Raw genomic sequence first — 18,857 nt, 5'->3', positions numbered from 1 at the left:
TGCGTTGGCAATACTCGCTCCCCCCAGTCACTTACTTGATTAAGCTCCCGGGGATTAATGAGAGACTCCTGTCTCTCACCGGAGGCCAGCCTTTGGCTGGTCAAATTCGTTCCCGACGAATTTGTCACTGCGTCGCCGCCTTCCTACAACTCGAATTATTTTGGGTATAGATGCAACAAAATAAGAATTTCGACGTGTCACTTTGTCTAAAAATGAACATCTTTCTTTAATTAAAACATTAGTATTAACTTTTTATTTACAATGAATTCTGTATAAAATACGTGCTGCTACCAGCTACATAATAACTTACACTAAAAAATATAGTGAGGAACATCTCAAATAATAAAAAATTCATTTCCCAGAAAGAAATCAGGCTGATTCATATGCAGCTCTATTAAAATAAAAAACAAAACATCCACTTTTGAATAATCATAGCGTTTATTATGCAAAATCGCTCTAAGTGCATAAATAACACACAGTGATATTATATATTTGTATCCATGGTGTTAAGATGTTATCACTAAACAAATAATGTCCATTATTCTACATTCCAAATCAAACTCACTCAGACTTATCGTAGGCAATAAATTAAACAGCAGTTTTAAAACCTACAAAGATATAACTAATAAGATATTCACTCTGTAATTATCTAATTTAAAAGTGCTTCGTTCACTGCCAATATTGATGGTTATTTCAACACCTGTCGCATAACCTTGATTACAGTATAAATAATTTCATTCTCTCTCTTGCCGGTGAACTAAACTTTGCAAGAAGCCCGTACAACAGCAGCCCCATCATTTACATAATGAAATTATCTGTAAAGATTTGAACGGGACAGACATTTTGGCAAGAATGAGAATACCCACGCGCTCACCACTTTTGGGAAACTAGATGAGACCAGACCGACAGTTTGCTGCACTCTGCTCCCTGCTGTTACTAAGTACATACGCGAAAGCCGAAGTTGATCTTGGCTCCTTAGACTTATTCGCCAAGGACAATGTCACCAGCCCCATCCCTAAAGGCCTGGTCCTGGGCGGGGCTGTCATTAGTGGCACGCCACGTTACGAGGCGCAGAAAAATGATACTTATATCATCCCCGGCGCTGTCTATTTTGGCGAACAATTTATGTATCTGGGCGACCGTGCGCGCTACTACTTTCACCTGGACGATAAAGTAGCTGCTTATGCATATGGCAGGTTCCGGTTTGGTAACCTTGATCCCGATGATGAAGATGCATTCGACGGGATGAACAAGCGAAAATCAGAGTTAGAAGCTGGTGTCGGTGGAACTCTCATTACCCCTTACGCCCTGCTTAGTGCGCGAATTAGTTCAGATGTAACAGGCCGTAGTAATGGTCAGGAATTATTGCTGTGGGCTGATTTTCCAATCATTAAGGGAAATTTGTTGGTTATGCCCGGCATGGGGATGATGATTCGCAGCGATAAGATGGCGAACTATTACTTCGGCGGTGTCTCGAAAAGCGAAGCAACACCTGAACGCTCGGAATGGGATACCGGCACCACCTTCTCCCCAATGGCTGCAGTCATTACCAGCTATCGCTTCAATTCCAAATGGCTAGGAATGTTTGCTGCCAACTATGAATTTTATGACAAAGATATCGCAGACAGTCCGATCGTTCAGCATAACGGAGAGCTGTATGGGCTCCTTGCCGTCGGCTATATCTGGTAGAGATAAATATGCTGAGTCAGGTTCTAATAAATAAACTGACTCAGCAATAGTATTTGCTTATATCTCAGCAACCGTGCAATTTATTATCTCCGGTTGATGATAATATTTTATAAACTTTAGCCTCTCAAATAAATGGCATTACCCATTGAGTTTGCGGCGTGATTTATTCAACGCAGAGGCCAGCACAAGGTATTGATATTTACTGGGTGCTTCGTGTGCTCAATGCCATTACCGCACTGGCTACGGTGAATAAGCCAATAATCCAGGCCATTGTCCACGGCGTTCCATCACTGAGCAGTGCCAACAGCAACGAAGAGATAATCCCGCTGCCGTACTGCAATGACCCCATAAAGGCGGATGCGGAACCAGCAACGTTTGGTACTGAATCCAGCGCGGCGGCGGTAGAGGTTGCGGCAATAATGCCGTTCATCGAGAAGAAGACAAAAACGGCCGCCACAATCAAAATCAGCCCACCAATTTCTAGCTTCGCAGCAGCGGCCAGAACCAGAGCGGCAACGGCGGCAGTAACGACGGCGAATTTAAGCAACACTTCCAACGGATAACGCTGCACCAGACGGCGGTTTATCACGCTCATGCCCATCAGCCCAACAATGTTCAACGCAAATAGCCAACCGTAGTGCTGCGGCTCCACGCCAAAATAAGTGATGTAGACAAACGGCGAGCCGGTAATAAACGCGTAGGCCGCGACGTAATAGAAGGTCAGGCACAGGGTAAAACGCATGAAAGTAGTGTTCGTTAGTAGCGCGTAGTAGTTACGAAATGCGCTGGGTAACGAGGCTTTTACCCGCTTTTCTTGCGGCAATGTTTCAGGCAACCAGAACAGTGAAATAAACATCATCCCGCCAATCACTGCCAGCAACCAAAAAATTGCGTGCCAGGAGGTGATTTTAATCATCTGCCCACCGAGCAGTGGCCCGGCAATGGGTGCAATCGCCATAATGATCATTAATGTTGATAGCATTTGCGCGGCACGCGTCCGGCTAAACAAATCGCGGATCATCGCTCGCGCCAGCATCGGCCCGGTGCAGGCACCCAGAGCCTGGAACACGCGCCAGAAAACAATCTGCGAAATGTCGGTGGAAAGTGCGCAGCCTACTGAGCCAATCATAAACAGCGCCATACCAATAAATAAGGGCAGGCGGCGGCCAAAGTGATCGCTTAACGGCCCCCAAATCAACTGGGCGACACAAAAGCCCATTAAGAACCCGGTTATCGTCAGTTCTGCATTGCCGTGCAGGTCCTGGGCCATTAACGGCATGGCTGGCAAATAAATATCAGTCGATAAAGAAGTGAACGCCATTAACGCGCTAAGAATAATCACGAAAGAGAGGCCGGCCGTTTTACTGGCTGCGGCCTGCACGCGCGCCTGAGAGTCAATCATAGAATTTCGTACCCAAATAAGTCAGGCGCTTATAGTAACGACTGCGCGCAAAAAGATAATCCAGGATAATCGGATAGCCATTATGAATCGTGCTCATGAATGTATTTAACGCCAGGGGAAATCCTGGTTGCTCTCCAGCCTGCCGAGTTTGTCCTAAGCTTACTGTCTGCGTTTGAAATGCCAACAGGAGAAAAGTATGAGTGATAACAAAAACATACCCGCAACCCGTAACGAAACACACGCCGATCAATTCCCTACCCCACCCTTTCCCCATCAAAAACAGCCTTTCCCTGGGCTTGCCGGGAAAATGACGCCGCGCCCCGATCACGGCGAAACATCCTATAAAGGCAGTGGCCGTCTGGCGGGGAAAAAGGCACTGATAACCGGTGGTGATTCCGGGATTGGCCGGGCGGTAGCTATCGCCTTTGCGCGCGAAGGTGCGGATGTTGCAATCAACTATCTGCCTGAAGAAGAGGAAGATGCTAAAGAGGTTATCGAATTGATTCGCGAGGCTGGGCGTAAAGCGGTTGCCATTCCCGGAGATATTCGCGAAGAGTCATTCTGCCAACAGCTGGTGAAACAGGCTGCGCAAGAGCTTGAGGGATTGGATCTGCTGGTGAACAATGCGGGTCGTCAGCAGTATTGCGAGTCGATTAAAGATCTCACTACAGAAGCCTTTGATGCGACGTTCAAGACCAATGTTTACGCCATGTTCTGGATAACTAAAGCCGCGTTAGATTATCTGCCGCGCGGTGCATCTATTATTAATACCTCGTCGGTTCAGGCATATCTCCCCAGCGAAATTCTGCTCGATTATGCCCAGACCAAAGCGGCCATCGTGGCATTCACTAAGTCGCTGGCAAAACAGCTTGGGCCAGAAGGTATCAGGGTAAATGCTGTAGCGCCCGGCCCATACTGGACTGTTTTGCAGTGTTCCGGCGGTCAGCCACAAGAGAAAATTGAAAAATTCGGTGAGTCCGCGCCGCTTGGCAGACCAGGGCAGCCTGCAGAAATTGCCGGGATGTATGTGACGCTTGCCTCGCCTGAGTCGAGCTTTACGTCAGGCCAGGTGTGGTGTTCAGATGGTGGTACCGGGACGCTGTAAAGTGCGGCCACAGAACGGGGATGCCTTTCTCCGTTCTGGCGCTTTATTTGGATTCTGGGACGATGGAGATATGACCGTTGGTTTCCAGGATCGCAAACTTAATTTCATCAAGCCGGGTAATGCCGTGGTCAACTCTCGCCATTAACAAAATATCGTCGCAGGAAATATCGGCTTTTTTCATTTTGTCCTGAAAAAGGTAGCCATTTTCCACCAGAATAACCGGCGTTCCATCAAGTAGATCATCCGCTCCCGGCAGATATTTTTTAATCATGCCAAACAGAATATCCACCACAATTAAAGTGACGATCGTAATCATCGCGCCGGTCACTGAAAAATCATTTCCCAGCAGTGCCTGTTGGGTGGCCTCACTAATAATCAGCAGTAATATCAGGTCAAAAGAGGTCATTTGCAGCAGGGCACGCCGGCCCGCAATCTTAAAAACCACCATCAATATCAAGTAAATGGCAAGAGCCCTTAATACCATATCCATTGTCTGGCCACCTCAGGGATAGATAATTTGCCGGAACGTAATATCCGGTCCGCCATCAACCGCTATCGTGCTTTTAATCAGGCCTGCTTTCATCGGGGTAAGACTTAGCCACAGTGTTTGCTGCGCACCTGCTGTAGGTTTGTCATATTCAATGATCATTTCTCCATTAAGGCTGTACATTTTATCCGGCTGCGGTTGCAGAGAATCAACGCGAAAACTCTCCATAAAATCACCGCCAAAAATAATACGGTTGCCATCACCAGGGGATGAGACTGAAACAATTTTCATGTCAGCATCACTCATCAGCCGATTGAATTTTTCATAATGAAGAGAAAGCGTCCCATTGGTATTGGAAAGGTGAGAATCACTCAGATAACCCTTTGAAAATATCCCGCACAAGGCGGCAACAACAATCAGCAACAGCAGGACAAAACCATAGCGCCGCACCTGAAAGTCAAAGTTCAGCCAGAACGGTTTTTCGACAACGGGTGAAGATTTATCGGCGGGTGTTATTTTCATTATTTTCATCCGGCAGGAAAGGGGCTGCCGCGAGAATAAGCTCACTGCGACTTTTTGAAGTCTAGTCAACGCATTGAAGGCGCGCCACCGTCGCGCTTTGATTAACTGGCAGCGAAAGCTCGAATAGCAATGCCCTTCTCTTCCAGCAGGTTACGAATCTGACGAGCCATCTCGATAGCGCCTGGGCTGTCGCCATGTACACAGATGGAGTCGGCTTTGATAGGGGTAAACTGGCCTTCGATGGATGTCACGCCACCCTGGGTAATTAGTTGCAGCATACGTTGTGCTATGAGCTTCGCATCATGCAGTACGGAGGCGGCCTCACGGCGAGAAACCAGCGTACCATTAGCGTGATAGGCCCGATCGGCAAAGGCTTCAGCAATAGTTCGTAGCCCTTTTTCCTGTGCCAAATCCAGCACACGGGAACCCGCAAGGCCCACCAGCGGTAAACGAGGGTCAATGGCAAGGATAGCGTCGATGACCGCTAAAGCCTGCCGCTCGTCCTGGGCAATAGTGTTATAGAGCGCACCATGTGGTTTTACATAACGCACTTCGGTGCCCGCCGCTTTCGCCAGGCCTTGCAGTGCGCCAATCTGGTAAATCACATCAGCGATTAATTCATCTCGGGCAACGTCCATATTACGACGACCAAACCCCACCAAATCAGGATAGGAGACGTGCGCACCAATTGCCACGCCTTGTTGGGCTGCCTCTCGCAGTGTTAATAACAGCGCAGCCGGTGAACCAGCATGGAAGCCGCAGGCAACGTTGGCACTGCTAACAAGTTTCAGAATCGCGGCGTCATCACCCATCGTCCACGCGCCAAAACTCTCTCCTAAATCGCTATTTAAATCTATCGCTGTGACCATCGCTGCCCTCTTCGCCCAATCACTTATCTATTGATAATTAGCATACATTATTTGCGTAGCGGGACATCTTTCATCAGCAATGAGAGCACAAATGCGAGCACTACTACACACGCCGAAATCATGTACACCGAGTGCAAGGCCGAACCAAATGCCTGCAAATAATCATTCTGCAGCGCTGCCGGAAGTTCATGTACCGCTTTCGCACCCAGTTGGTGTGGCAGTTGGACATCCGGTGGGATCAGCTCAATAAGTTTGTTTTGCAGCACGTTAGTAAAAATCGCACCGAAAGCCGCGACACCTATCGAGCCACCAATCTGGCGGAACAGCGTAGTACTGGAGGTCGCAACCCCAATCAGTTTCTGCTCAACGCTATTTTGTACCGCCAGTATCAGCACCTGCATCACCATCCCGAGGCCAAATCCCAGCAGTGCGATATACATATAAAGAATATGAATCGACGTATCTATTTTAAGCGTACCGAGCAATGCCATGGCAATGAACGTCACCAACGTGCCAAGAATGGGGAAGATACGATAACGCCCAATTTTGCTGATGATGCGCCCGCTAATAATCGAAGTCAGCATGAGTCCGCCCATCAGCGGTAACAACTGAATCCCCGCTTCCGTCGGCGTGGAAGACTTCACCACCTGCAAATAGAGCGGCAGGAAAGTCATCGAACCAAACAGCGACATGCCGATGATAAAACCAATCAGGCAACTTAATAGGAAGGTACGGTCGCGAAACAGGCCGAGCGGAATGATTGGCTCAAAAGCCCGCTGTTCTTCATAGATAAAGCCACCAAGCGTCACCACGAAGAAAGCAAATATGCACCACAATTGGGGATCGGACCATGCCATTACCGTGCCGCCCTGGCTGGTAAACAGAATCAAACAGGTCAGCGACGCCGCAAGATAACCCGCACCGAGGAAGTCAATTTGGTGGCGAATACGTGCAGTTTGCGGCTTCAGCACTGCACCGATAACCAGAAGCGCGAAAATACCCAACGGCAAGTTGATGTAAAAAATCCACCGCCAGGAAAAATGCTCCACCAGAAAACCGCCAATCAGCGGACCAATGACCGTAGCGAGTCCAAACACCCCGCCAAACAAGCCCTGATATTTCCCTCGTTCAGCCGGAGGGATGACATCACCCACTGCCGCCATTGTCACGACCATCAGGCCACCGCCGCCCAGCCCCTGCAACGCACGCATTAGAATCAGTTGCGTCATATTCTGCGCCAGGCCGCACAATGCCGAGCCAAGTAAGAACAGCACAATAGCGACTTGCAGGACGATTTTCCGCCCAAGCAAGTCGCCAAATTTACCGTATAGCGGCACCACAATTGTTGAAGAGAGCAAATAAGCCGTCACCACCCAGGAGAGTTTTTCCAGCCCACCCAACTCGCTGACGATCGTCGGCAAGGCGGTAGACACGATGGTCTGGTCGAGTGCCGCAAGCAGCATGACCAGCATCAGCGCGGAAAACAGCAAACGAATCGATGTCGTTTGCTGTTGCGTTTCTGTCTGGGGCGTTTCGGTGACTGTCATTTTATCTGCCGGTTGTAATTAATTAACTGGGTAATTAATATAGATGGAATAGTTTCATACGGTCAATGGAGTGCGCACAAAATGTCACCTGTAAACGGCCCTGATAAATCCGAAAATAATATTGATAATGGCCAAAAACGTCGCCGCCCTGGCCGCCCAGCAGGCACCAGTAACAACACCGATAAGCGTGAGCACTTGATTGATATCGCGCTGAAGCTATTTTCAAATCAGGGGATTGCACAAACCCCTCTGAGCGCCATTGCCGCGGCTGCAGGCGTGACACCAGCCATGCTGCATTACTATTTCAAGACCCGCGAACAATTGCTGGATGTATTAATTGATGAGCGTTATATGCCGGCGCGGGCATCAATGGGTGGCGCTTTTGAGCTACACCCAAACGACCCGGTGGGTGCGCTGACCGCGTTGACGCAGAAATTCATTGATGTCTCGTTGCTTTACCCGTGGTTTGCTCCGCTTTGGATAAGAGAAGTATTGAGTGAAACCGGGTTATTGAAGCAACGAATTGATGCCCGTTTCGGCACAAAAGAGAAACAGTCGGCGGTGAACTGGATTCACAAATGGCAGGATGAAGGCCGCTTAAACCCAGATCTCGACCCGGAGTTTCTCTTTATTTCGCTGTTCGGTTTAACGCTAATGCCTGTTGCCCGCTTGCAACAGGAAATTCGTAATGGCGATTCCCGCCTGAGTGCTGAAAGGCTTTCACGCCATATTGCTGCACTGCTGAAATCTGGGGTGGGTAATCAGCACCTGGATTAAAAATCAAATATTTCCGGCACCATTCATAACTCATATCAATGATTAGGCTTTTTCTTAGTTTACCCGTATTAAAAATGATGGATTATGCTCGCGCCAGATTATGGCGTTTCGCTTCGGCGGCTTCTTCTCAATTTTGGGTTAAACAGCAATGAAAAAAGTAATGTTGATGTTGGTTATGGCCGCAGCACTGGCTGGTTGTAGTTCTCCTGCTCAGCGCATGGCAGATTGCCAGGCACAGGGAATCAGTAAAGATACCTGTTATCTTTCTGAGCAGAACCGACAAAACTCAGTTAATAACGCAGCGATGAAACAGGCAATGGAAAATGCCCACGACGCAGTAAAATAAGTCTGATAACCATCGTTAATACAGGCTCAAAAGAGCCTGTTCTTCATCTCATCCCCGCCAGACAGCACCCCACATAACCAATTGAATTTAGTTGACTTTATAACCACTTATTTATGTGAAATGTAAAGTTTAAAAAATGAATGTCTTAGCCGTTTGTTGACGCTTGTATTTAGCCTGATATGGGGAGTACATTAGCGCCGGCGAATCGATGAATCGTTATCAAAATGCAATATGAAACGGCTTTATCGAGTGAAGTAAATCCCAAAACACCCGAACTGCGGTTTCATCTTTCTATACTGAATTTTTAGCACGATTGCGCGGAAACACGCGCGGAGCAATGTAACGTGAAATATTTCATGATGGGCTTATCGTTCATTTTGTTAGTGTGGGTGGGTACGTTTGTGATGATGGTTGAATAACCTGAATATCAAACTATCAAACAATGAGAGACAGGAGCCATAAGGCTCCTGTTTTCGTTTTTATTCGGCTAAATCTGAAGAAGATTTCTGCGTGGTTGGTAATAAACCGTCCGCACGGAACATGGCTTTAATGCCTCGTACTGCCTGGCGAATGCGGTCGCGGTTTTCAATCAGAGCAAAGCGAACATGCGTGTCGCCGTAATCACCAAACCCAACACCTGGCGAAACGCACACTTTCGCATCCTGAAGCAGCTTTTTAGCGAACTCCAGTGACCCCATCTGCGCGTACTGCTCAGGGATTTTCGCCCACACATACATTGACGCTTTTGGGCACTCAACCATCCAGCCAGCTTCATGCAAGCCCTTAACTAAGACATCACGGCGGCGTTTGTACTGCTCGGCGATATCACGTACACATTGCTGATCACCTTCGAGCGCAGCAATTGCCGCGACCTGTAGCGGGGTGAATGTGCCGTAGTCATGGTAGCTTTTGATCCTTGCAAGCGCGTTGACTAACTCTTTATTGCCCACCATAAAACCAATGCGCCATCCCGCCATATTGTAGCTTTTCGACAGCGTGAAGAATTCAACGGCCACATCCCGTGCACCTGGGACTTCCATTATTGACGGGGCTTTCCAGCCGTCATAGACGATATCGGCATAGGCCAGGTCATGCACCACTAGCACGTCGTAGCGTTTTGCTAAAGCGACAACCTTTTCGAAAAACTCCAGTTCAACACACTGTGCTGTTGGGTTCGACGGGAAGCCGAGGATCATCATTTTCGGTTTTGGATAGCTTTCGCGAATAGCTCGTTCAAGCTCGGCAAAGAAGTCGACGCCTTCCACCAGCGGCACCGAACGAACTTGCGCACCGGCGATGACCGCACCGTAAATATGAATGGGGTAACTTGGGTTTGGCACCAGTACCATGTCGCCATGATCGAGCGTTGCCAGCATCAGGTGTGCCAGTCCTTCTTTCGAGCCGATAGTGACAATAGCTTCGCTTTCAGGGTCGATTTCGACGTCATAGCGGTCTTTGTACCAGCGCGAAATCGCGCGGCGCAAGCGCGGTATGCCTCGGGAAGTCGAGTAACCGTGGGTGTCTTCACGCTGTGCGACAGTGCAGAGTTTCTCAACGATGTGCGGTGGGGTTGGGCCGTCAGGGTTGCCCATACTGAAATCGATAATATCTTCGCCGCGACGACGCGCCGCCATTTTCAGCTCAGCGGTGATGTTGAATACATACGGAGGGAGACGATCGATACGCGAAAAACGACGCTTTGGACTGGAGTCAGCCATAAATTCCTCAGATTAACGTTAGCGCCCGGACCGTCCGAGCGACGCTGCCACGCGATGTGGCCTGCTTAGAAAATAGCCTGAATAAAAAACATCTGTCGAGAGGAAAAACGAAATATTTTTATGATGCACAAAAAGAGGATGCTTCATTTGAAGCCAATCCCTGTTTTATTTGATAGTCATCGACTACATTAACCATGTCGCAACATTCATATAACCTCTTTCTAATAGACGTGGAGTTTCGCCATGACCCTACACATTGATGACTTACCGCGTGCAATCCGTGAGATAAAACAAAAGCTTCGCCACGAATTGCCGGACTACAAAGCTGTGTTTGAACAACTCGAAGGCGATATGCAGCACCAGATCGACGCAATCCGTGATGAGATGGCCCATGGTGAAAACCCGGTACCACAAATCAACGCCGACGATATCGTCAACAATCGTGTAAGTGAGCAACAAAAAGCCCTGATTCGCCAGCGCGGTTGCTGCACTGTAAAAGGTGTATTCCCACAATCCCAGGCTCAAGCCTGGAATGAAGAAGTGGGAAATTATCTGGAGCGGAATAACTTTGTCGAAAAACTAAAGAACGCTGCAGAAGATAACTACTTCGGCAATCTTGCTGCCAGTAAGCCGCAAATTTACGGTATTTACTGGTCTAAACCACAAGTTGAAGCTCGCCAGCATGCCCGTATGAAAGCGGTACAGGTTTTCCTGAATAATTTATGGGAAACCGAAAGCAACGGTAAGCAACATTTCGATCCGAATCGTGTTGTGAGTTACGCTGACCGTACTCGCCGCCGCCCGCCGCGCTCTAACTCTTTGGGCCTGTCGCCACATGTCGATGGCGGTTCAGTTGAGCGCTGGCTGGATGAGAATTTCCGCCATGTTTACCGCCATGTGTTTACCGGTGACTGGCAAAATTACAACCCATTTGCTGCGGAAGGCCGTACCGAAGTACGTGAGTTCCCATCCCCAGCAGTGTGTTCCATGTTCCGTACTTTCCAGGGTTGGACGGCACTTAGCCCACAACGCAAACATGGCGGCACGCTAACATTACTGCCGATCGCAAACGCAATGGCCTATATCTTACTGCGCGCACTTCAAGACGATGTGCCGGAAGAATCCTTATGTGAAGCAAAGCCAGGGCGAGCACTATCCATTAACGAGCAATGGCATCCCCTTTTATTAACAGGGATTTCCTCAATTCCAGATATGGAAGCAGGTGATACCGTGTTCTGGCACTGCGATGTGATCCATGCCGTTGAAAATGAACACCTTGGAGAATTCGACAGTAACGTGATGTATATCGCTGCAGCTCCGTGGTGTGAGAAAAATGCCGCCTATCTCGAGCGCCAGTGGCCAGCATTTGTTGAAGGAAAATCACCACCAGACTTCGCGGCCGATGATTTCGAAGTGGATTTCACGGGGCGAGCCACGCCTGCGGATTTAACTGACGCAGGGCGGGAGCAATTGGGCGGGAAGTAATCGATTCAGTTGTCGGATGTCACTAGCTTAATCTGACCGACAAAAAGCTGTAAGACCGTTGTGGGGGGTGGATTAGCGCAAGCGACATCCCCTCTCTTTTCACCAAAAGATACCTTTCTGGTAACCGCTGGGTAATTTCCTTATCATTGCCTTTCCATTCTTTGTCACGCGAGTCACCCGTGCACGAAATTTTTAACATGCTGCTGGCGGTATTTGACCGGGCGGCGTTGATGCTTATTTGCCTGTTCTTTCTAATTCGCATCCGCCTTTTCCGCGAGCTTCTGCATAAAAATGCCCACACGCCCAAAGAGTTATTAGCAGTCACCGCTATTTTCTCCATGTTTGCTTTGTTCAGCACCTGGTCTGGTGTACACGTTGAAGGCTCGCTGGTGAACGTGCGTATTATTGCCGTCATGGCCGGCGGGATCTTATTTGGCCCTTGGGTAGGTATCATCACCGGTATTATTGCCGGGACACACCGTTATCTAATTGATATTGGTGGCATAACTGCTGTTCCCTGCCTGATTACCAGCATCGTTGCGGGCATTATTTCTGGGTGGATAAACCGTAAAATACCCAAAGAGAAACACTGGAGTGTCGGCATAATCGCCGGGATGCTGTGTGAAACTATGACCATGATTCTGGTGGTGCTATGGGCGCCATCTGTCGGGCTTGGAATAGATATCGTTTCGAAAATTGGTATTCCGATGATCCTCGGAACGGTCTCTATTGGCCTGATAGTGGTGCTGGTGCAAAGTGTTGAGGGTGAAAAAGAGGCCAGTGCCGCACGCCAGGCCAAACTTGCACTAGATATTGCCAACAAAACACTGCCACTGTTCCGCAACGTTAACAGCGAGTCATTGCGCCAGGTCTGCAATATCATTCGCGAAGATATTAATGCCGACGCGGTGGCGATTACCGATATCGACAAAGTACTGGCCTACGTCGGGTTTGGAGAGAATAACTATAAACAGAACGACGATGGTATCAGCCCAAGAACGCAACTCGCGATTCGAGAAGGCAAAATCATTATCCGCAATGATGATGAGGCTTATCGCACCCCGGAAATTCACTCGCTGATAATTATTCCGTTATGGGAAAAAGGTGTCGTCACCGGCACGCTTAAAATCTATTACCGCCACGCGCACCAGATCACTTCCACATTACAAGAAATGGCGGTCGGGCTTTCGCAGATTATCTCCACTCAACTGGAAGTTTCTCGCGCCGAGCAGTTACGCGAAATGGCAAATAAAGCTGAGTTACGCGCTCTACAAAGCAAAATTAACCCTCATTTCCTGTTCAACGCGCTAAATGCGATTTCATCCTCTATTCGTATGAATCCAGATACAGCGCGCCAGCTTATCTATAACTTGTCGCGCTACCTGCGTTACAACATTGAATTAAAAGACGATGAGCAGATCGACATTAAAAAAGAGCTGTATCAAATTAAAGACTATATCGCTATTGAGCAGGCGCGTTTTGGCGACAAGTTGACGGTGATTTATAACATAGACGAAGAGGTTAACTGCCTGATTCCAAGCCTGCTGATTCAGCCGCTGGTTGAGAACGCGATCGTGCATGGCGTGCAGCAATGCAAAGGCAAAGGTGTCGTCACCATCAGCGTGGAAGAGAGCGGGAATCGTGTGCGTATTGCGGTGCGCGACACCGGGCATGGTATCGATCCGCAAGTTATTGAACGCGTAGAGGCCAACGAGATGCCAGGCAATAAAATTGGTCTGTTAAATGTGCATCATCGCGTAAAATTACTCTATGGAGAGGGGTTGGTTATCCGCCGCCTTGATCCGGGGACGGAAATTGCGTTTTACATTCCTCACGCCGCTACTGTCGTTCCGCCGTTATTGTCGCAGCAAGGAGGAAATGCATGAAAGTTCTCATCGTAGAAGATGAAGTGCTGGCGCAGCAGGAGCTTAACTGGTTGATAAAAGAACATAGCCAGATGGAAGTGGCTGGTATCTTTGACGATGGTATGGATGTACTGAAATACCTGCAACATCACGAAGTTGACGCTATTTTTTTAGATATAAACATCCCTTCTTTAGATGGCGTGTTATTGGCGCAAAACATCAGTAAATTTGCCCATAAGCCGTTTATCGTGTTTATCACCGCGTGGAAAGAGCACGCAGTGGAGGCCTTTGAACTCGAAGCGTTCGACTACATTCTGAAGCCATACCAGGAATCGCGCATTATCGGCATGTTGCAAAAACTGGAAGCTGCTTACCAGCAACAGAATGCCCCTGCCTCTGCCAACAGCCCAAGCCGTGAAGCGCTAACCATTAACCTGGTGAAAGATGAGCGAATTATCGTCACCGACATCAACGATATTTATTACGCCGAAGCGCACGAGAAAATGACGTTTGTTTATACGCGACGTGAAGCCTATGTGATGTCGATGAATATCAGCGAGTTTTGCCACAGGTTGCCCGAAAGCCACTTCTTCCGCTGCCACCGTTCATATTGCGTTAACTTAAGCAAAATCCGCGAGATAGAGCCGTGGTTTAACAATACTTACATTTTGCGCCTGCGGGATTTGGATTTTCAGGTGCCGGTGAGTCGCAGCAAGGTAAAAGAATTTCGTGCGTTGATGCGCTTGTAGACCATAATGTCGGATGTCGCTTGCGCTAATCCGACCTACGAAAACTGCTACAGAACCTGTCCCAACGTCTGACGCAAATGAGCGCCAGCGCCGAGCAGCCCCGGTTGATCGTGAACAATCAGGTACACCGGGATTTTTTGCACGTACTCTTTAAAACGTCCTTTGTCCTCAAAACCACCACGGAAACCGGATGCTTTAAAGAATTCCAGGAAACGCGGCACGATGCCGCCGGCGATATATACGCCGCCGAAGGTTCCCAGCGTCAGAGCGAGGTTGCCCCCAAAGCGCCCCATGATCACGCAGAACAGCGACAGCGCACGGCGACAATCGGTGCAGCTATCTTCCAGCGCTTTTTCAGTGATGTCTTTCGGCTTGTAATTTTCCGGCTCGCGTTGGTCAGACTTGACAATAGCGCGGTACAGATTCACAAGCCCTGGGCCTGAAAGCACACGCTCCGCAGAAACGTGGCCGATTTCGGTGCGCAGTTCTTCGAGAATAATCCCCTCTTCTTCACTGTTTGGCGCGAAGTCAACGTGTCCGCCTTCGCCAGGCAAGCTCACCCAGCGTTTATCGACGTGAACCAGATGTGCGACCCCAAGACCGGTGCCTGCACCGTAAACCGCGATAGGTTTGCCTTCGACCGGTTCATCACCGCCAAACTTGATCAGGTGCTCTTTTTTGAGCGCCGGAATAGCCATGGAAACGGCGGTAAAGTCGTTGATAATTTCCAGATGTTCAAAGCCGAGATTCTTTTTCATCTCCGCCGTGGAGAATGCCCAGCTATGGTTGGTCATCGCCACCCAGTCACCGGTAATCGGGCAAGCAATGGCGATACAACCATCGGTTACACTGACATTGTGCTCTTTGAGATAATGCACCACGACCGCTTCCAGGCTTGGAAAATCGAGGCCCGAATAGGTTTTTGCCTGAGTGATGTCGCCATTTTCTACGTTGCACAGTGCCAGACGTGCATTGGTACCGCCTACATCTCCTACCAAAGCATATTTTGTCATTCTTCCACTGCTCCGCTAAAGTCAAAATAAGTCCTGACAACACTGTAAAATTAGCTAGCCTAAACAACAACGACCAGATGAGAAGTGCCTTGGGATTATAGATCTTCGTCACAGATTAGCTTGAGCGTTTCAGCCCGTATTGCTGAAAGGCAAGATGTGTTATCTGGCAGACTGTATGTCGTGGCGATTTTGCGTTAAAAAAATTTTAGTTAAGGAAAAATCATGCTCCATCCGCGAGCCAGAACCATGCTGGTGCTTTCCATTCCGGCACTGGTCATTGGGATCTGTTCCAGCCTGGTATTAATTGTGGTGATGAAAGTTGCCGCTGTCTTACAAAAATATTTATGGGTGTCACTGCCCGCCCGTTTCGATCTCGATATGAATTCACCGATGTGGATTTTATTGATGCTGACCTTCACCGGGATTGCAGTTGGGTTGGTGATTCGCTATATGCCTGGACATGCAGGCCCTGACCCTGCCACTGAACCGTTGATTGGTGCGCCAGTTAGCGTAATCGCGTTGCCGGGTTTGATTATTGCGCTATTGCTAGGGCTTGCGGGTGGTGTAAGCCTCGGGCCTGAACATCCTATTATGGCGGTAAATATCGCGCTGGCGGCGGCTATTGGCGCACGCTTGTTGCCAAAAGTCGGGGCGCTCGACTGGACGATTCTTGCCGCAGCCGGAACCATTGGCGCATTGTTCGGCACGCCGGTGGCAGCGGCGTTGGTATTTTCCCAAACGCTCAACGGCAGCAATGATGTTCCTTTGTGGGACCGACTTTTTGCACCACTTATGGCAGCAGCAGCCGGAGCAATGACCACAGACTTGTTCTTCCACCCTGATTTCTCTTTGCCTTCTTTGCAATACACGGAACTGCGCCTGGTGGATATTTTCAGTGGCGCCGTGGTGGCAGCTATCGCTATTGCATTGGGTATGGTTGCCGTCTGGTGCCTGCCACGTATGCATCGTTTAATGCACCAGCTCAAACACCCGGTGTTAATCCTTGGTGTAGGTGGCTTCCTGTTAGGCGTATTAGGGCTAATTGGTGGTGAAGTCACGCTATTCAAGGGGTTGGATGAAATGCGCCAGCTCGCCGCTGGGCAGCATTACTCTGTAGCAACATTGCTGATGTTTGCGGTGGTAAAACTGGCTGCATTGGTGATTGCTTCTGCATGTGGATTCCGTGGCGGACGCATATTCCCAGTGGTATTCGTTGCGGTCGCACTTGGGATGATGCTCCACCAGCATGTTGAAGCGGTTCCGGCTGCCATTACGCTATCTTGCGCCATCCTTGGCCTGGTGTTAGTCGTTACGCGCGATGGTTGGCTCAGCCTGTTTATGGCAATGGCCGTGGTGCCCGACATCAAACTACTCCCGCTGCTGTGCATCGTGATGTTGCCAGCCTGGCTGATGCTTGCAGGTAAACCGGTAATGATGGCGGAGAAGCCTAAGGTTTAATCCTTAGCGGCATTGCGCTTAGCAAGCGCTGCCGTAACGGCCTGCAATAGTTCGGGAATATCTTGTTTCGGCAGAACGACTTCCACAAGCGTAAGTCGTTCTGCCAGTCCCGCTTTCTGCATTACTTCTTCAAGCTGCACTTGCTCAGTCACTCGCCAGCATTGCGCAGGGTTGTGAATATTCATCGCCTGCGGAATTTGCGTCCAGTTCCAGGACGCGATGTCGTTATAGCGCTGCTCGGCACCATGAATGGCCCGCTCAACGGTATATCCGTCGTTATTGAGCAAGAAGATCACCGGGCGTTGCCCATCGCGCATCATCGAGCCAATTTCCTGAATCGTAAGCTGCGCCGATCCATCCCCCACCAGCAATACTACGCGACGATTGGGGCAGGCGGTTTGCGCCCCAAACGCAGCCGGGAGGGTAAAGCCTATCGAACCCCACAACGGCTGGCTGATAAAAGTCACCCCGGCGGGTAAGGTCAGCGTCGCCGCGCCAAAAGCGGCGGTTCCCTGGTCTGCAAGAATGATATCTCCCGCCCGCAGGAATTTTTGAATTGATTGCCAGAACGCATGCTGGTCTAGTTTTCCGCTAGTCGCTTCGGGCAGTGCTGGCGGCTTTTGCTCTGACCCGGGCCAACCGGAAACCTGGTGTTTGCACAACTGATGCAAGACCGACACGGCTTGCGCCATCGCAATGCCGCTGAACCAGCGTTCACCAATTCGGGCGGCATTTGGTTGAATGTCGATAGTCTGCTGAAGGGTAAGATGCTGAGTGAACCCAGCGGTAAGCGTATCGGTAAACTTAACGCCCACACAGATAACCAGCTCGGCCGTTTCAATCGCCTGAATCACCGTTGTATCGCTGGCAGCGGCGCTGTAAGTGCCTACAAACCCCTGCTGACCTTCATCAAATAACCCTTTGCCCATTAGCAACGTTGCATGAGGCATCGGAGTGTCATCCATCCACTGTTGCAACGCTTTTTGCTGTCCAAAACGTAGCGCCAGAAAATCCGCTAATAAGGCCACACTGCGGCTTTCAGCCAGGCGTTCTTGTACACAGACACGGAATTCCGTCAGTAATGCGGGATCGGTAGAGTGTTGTGAGGCAAGTAACGGTTTTGTTGGGCGAGTAGCGGGGGCCTGAGAGACATCGCCAGGTAATAACAAATAACCTGGACGGCGTTGGGTCAAAGCTTGCTGCAAAACGCGGTCGATTTCATAGCAAGCATTTTCTACAGTGAGGGAAGCCTGGGCCACTGTCACTTCCTGCGACATACGCGCAAAGTGCCGGAAATCACCGTCGCCTAATGTGTGGTGCATTAACTCACCGCGCTGTTGCGCCCCAAGGCATGGCGCGCCGACGACATGGATAACCGGTAAATATTCAGCGTAACTTCCAGCGATGCCATTAATAGCACTTAGCTCTCCTACCCCAAAGGTAGTGAGCACAGCAGCCGCGCCATTACAGCGAGCATAACCATCAGCAGCATATGCAGCATTTAGTTCATTAGCACACCCCACCCAGGCAAGGGTCGGGTTATTAATCACATTGTCCAGAAACTGTAAGTTGTAGTCACCGGGAACACCAAACAGATGGGTAATTCCAGCTTCGGTGAATCGGTCCAGAAGATAGTCTGCGACAGTGTAAGACATAACTCATTCCTTCTCAGAGGGCTTACTGTGAGTATTGGGCATATGTGATCGCTGTCGAGGATCAATGAGAATAAGAGTGTGGAAAGAGGGATTTACACGTAACTGCGGTGTAGTCTGAAGCCCGTAATGTTGTGAAAACGTATACACTAAGTTGGCATTATTCACTTACC

16 protein-coding genes are annotated in these 18,857 nt (G+C 49.4%); 8 read left to right on the top strand and 8 right to left on the bottom strand.

The window, feature by feature from the left end; translation table 11 throughout:
- Positions 1–891: 891 nt before the first annotated feature.
- A complete protein-coding gene (locus tag EDF88_RS13125) occupies positions 892–1,689 on the top strand; it encodes a MipA/OmpV family protein (RefSeq protein WP_166671974.1) in 798 nt (265 codons plus the stop codon).
- 199 nt (positions 1,690–1,888) lie between these two features.
- Here EDF88_RS13125 and EDF88_RS13120 read toward each other — a convergent pair whose 3' ends face one another.
- On the bottom strand, positions 1,889–3,091 hold the full coding sequence (locus EDF88_RS13120) for a multidrug effflux MFS transporter (protein ID WP_134185084.1): 1,203 nt from the start codon (positions 3,089–3,091) through the stop codon (positions 1,889–1,891).
- 196 nt (positions 3,092–3,287) lie between these two features.
- Here EDF88_RS13120 and EDF88_RS13115 point away from each other — a divergent pair, with 196 nt between their 5' ends.
- Positions 3,288–4,196: an SDR family oxidoreductase gene (locus EDF88_RS13115; RefSeq protein ID WP_134185082.1), complete on the top strand. Its 909-nt coding sequence runs from the start codon at positions 3,288–3,290 to the stop codon at positions 4,194–4,196.
- A 43-nt stretch (positions 4,197–4,239) separates the two neighbouring features.
- Here the strand turns inward: EDF88_RS13115 and EDF88_RS13110 are convergent, their stop codons facing one another.
- The 4 genes from EDF88_RS13110 to EDF88_RS13095 form a co-directional block, all read right to left on the bottom strand.
- A complete protein-coding gene (locus EDF88_RS13110) occupies positions 4,240–4,686 on the bottom strand; it encodes a YetF domain-containing protein (RefSeq protein ID WP_064512841.1) in 447 nt (148 codons plus the stop codon).
- A gap of 12 nt (positions 4,687–4,698) precedes the next feature.
- Positions 4,699–5,205 carry a hypothetical protein gene (locus EDF88_RS13105; protein WP_134185080.1) on the bottom strand — a complete coding sequence of 169 codons (507 nt, stop codon included), beginning with the start codon at positions 5,203–5,205 and terminating at the stop codon, positions 4,699–4,701.
- A 101-nt stretch (positions 5,206–5,306) separates the two neighbouring features.
- Positions 5,307–6,074, bottom strand: coding sequence for a 5-oxoprolinase subunit PxpA (locus EDF88_RS13100; protein ID WP_134185078.1), 768 nt, complete (start codon positions 6,072–6,074; stop codon positions 5,307–5,309).
- Between the two features lie 47 nt (positions 6,075–6,121).
- Positions 6,122–7,621, bottom strand: a complete 1,500-nt coding sequence (locus EDF88_RS13095) for an MDR family MFS transporter (protein ID WP_064512849.1) — start codon at positions 7,619–7,621, stop codon at positions 6,122–6,124.
- A gap of 81 nt (positions 7,622–7,702) precedes the next feature.
- Here EDF88_RS13095 and EDF88_RS13090 point away from each other — a divergent pair, with 81 nt between their 5' ends.
- Complete coding sequence (locus tag EDF88_RS13090; protein WP_064512851.1) at positions 7,703–8,398, top strand: TetR/AcrR family transcriptional regulator; 696 nt, start codon at positions 7,703–7,705, stop codon at positions 8,396–8,398.
- Positions 8,399–8,546: 148 nt separating this feature from the next.
- Entirely contained in the window at positions 8,547–8,744 is a 198-nt protein-coding gene (locus tag EDF88_RS13085) for a hypothetical protein (RefSeq protein WP_134185076.1), read from the top strand.
- A 479-nt stretch (positions 8,745–9,223) separates the two neighbouring features.
- On the opposite strand, the gene alaC is transcribed toward EDF88_RS13085, so the two are convergent.
- Entirely contained in the window at positions 9,224–10,462 is a 1,239-nt protein-coding gene (alaC, locus tag EDF88_RS13075; RefSeq protein ID WP_134185074.1) for an alanine transaminase, read from the bottom strand.
- 243 nt (positions 10,463–10,705) lie between these two features.
- Here alaC and EDF88_RS13070 point away from each other — a divergent pair, with 243 nt between their 5' ends.
- The 3 genes from EDF88_RS13070 (at position 10,706) to EDF88_RS13060 (ending at position 14,561) form a co-directional block, all read left to right on the top strand.
- A complete protein-coding gene (locus tag EDF88_RS13070; protein ID WP_134185072.1) occupies positions 10,706–11,947 on the top strand; it encodes a DUF1479 domain-containing protein in 1,242 nt (413 codons plus the stop codon).
- A gap of 179 nt (positions 11,948–12,126) precedes the next feature.
- On the top strand, positions 12,127–13,833 hold the full coding sequence (locus EDF88_RS13065; protein WP_134185070.1) for a sensor histidine kinase: 1,707 nt from the start codon (positions 12,127–12,129) through the stop codon (positions 13,831–13,833).
- Positions 13,830–14,561 carry a LytTR family DNA-binding domain-containing protein gene (locus EDF88_RS13060; protein ID WP_134185068.1) on the top strand — a complete coding sequence of 244 codons (732 nt, stop codon included), beginning with the start codon at positions 13,830–13,832 and terminating at the stop codon, positions 14,559–14,561. The genes EDF88_RS13065 and EDF88_RS13060 overlap by 4 nt, the downstream gene beginning before the upstream one ends.
- A gap of 47 nt (positions 14,562–14,608) precedes the next feature.
- Here EDF88_RS13060 and glk read toward each other — a convergent pair whose 3' ends face one another.
- Positions 14,609–15,574 (bottom strand): glucokinase, encoded by a 966-nt coding sequence (glk, locus tag EDF88_RS13055; protein WP_134185066.1) that lies wholly within the window; start codon positions 15,572–15,574, stop codon positions 14,609–14,611.
- Positions 15,575–15,796: 222 nt separating this feature from the next.
- On the opposite strand from glk, the gene EDF88_RS13050 reads away from it, so the two are divergent.
- On the top strand, positions 15,797–17,032 hold the full coding sequence (locus EDF88_RS13050) for an ion channel protein (RefSeq protein WP_064512865.1): 1,236 nt from the start codon (positions 15,797–15,799) through the stop codon (positions 17,030–17,032).
- Here EDF88_RS13050 and EDF88_RS13045 read toward each other — a convergent pair.
- On the bottom strand, positions 17,029–18,687 hold the full coding sequence (locus EDF88_RS13045; RefSeq protein ID WP_134185064.1) for a thiamine pyrophosphate-binding protein: 1,659 nt from the start codon (positions 18,685–18,687) through the stop codon (positions 17,029–17,031). The two genes, EDF88_RS13050 and EDF88_RS13045, sit on opposite strands and share 4 nt — an antisense overlap.
- Positions 18,688–18,857: the final 170 nt, after the last annotated feature.

It is taken from the genome of Buttiauxella sp. BIGb0552 (assembly GCF_004366275.1).
Classification (GTDB): domain Bacteria; phylum Pseudomonadota; class Gammaproteobacteria; order Enterobacterales; family Enterobacteriaceae; genus Buttiauxella; species Buttiauxella gaviniae.
Note: the sequence above shows the minus strand (reverse complement) of the source record. Positions and strands in the feature narration are given on the sequence as shown.